This window comes from Vibrio sp. 1978, assembly GCF_033344345.1.
In genome coordinates this window covers 1-545 of sequence record NZ_JAWPOP010000899.1, presented here as the reverse complement: position 1 = coordinate 545, position 545 = coordinate 1, and the positions used below count along the sequence as shown (strand labels likewise).

1 protein-coding gene is annotated in these 545 nt (G+C 47.2%); it reads right to left on the bottom strand.

All coding sequences use genetic code 11. The features are described from left to right. Window positions 1-545, bottom strand: a 545-nt coding sequence (locus R8N49_RS29750) for an amino acid permease (protein ID WP_318190781.1), incomplete at both ends; no start/stop codon positions are given.

Below are 545 nucleotides of genomic sequence, written 5' to 3'. Positions count from 1 at the left end.
TCGACGTGATCCAGTTTCAAGCGCAGATTCAGGTACGCCAGCATGATGAACAGCGGTGGCAGCATCGAAGCGGCTGCGGTCATGTTGATCACCGTATTCATCAGATCTTGAGCGGTGTTAGAACCTAATGTTGGGATGATCATCAATGGGATAACGATAAGGAACTGATACCAAGCTGCGCGAGCTGGCACGCCGTTTTCGTTCAGCTCTACGGTTTTCTTACCAAAAATGCCTTCTGGAATCTCAGAGAAGAAGATTTTCACTGGCGTTGCTGTCCACATCAGTAGAGAGCCAAACATAGCGGTGAAGGATACCAAGCCTACGAAGCGGTTCATCAATATTTCTGGCAAACCAAAGTACGCAGCCAAACCTTCAAATACTTGAACCGATCCGCCCGTGTATTTTAGGGTTTCGCTAGGAACAAATACGTTAATCAAAACAGACGCAACTGAGTAAAGCACGCCGATAAAGATACCTGCGATGATGATGACTTTAACGAACGATTTCGAGCCGCCTTTCACATCGTTTACGTAAACCGCGACCGA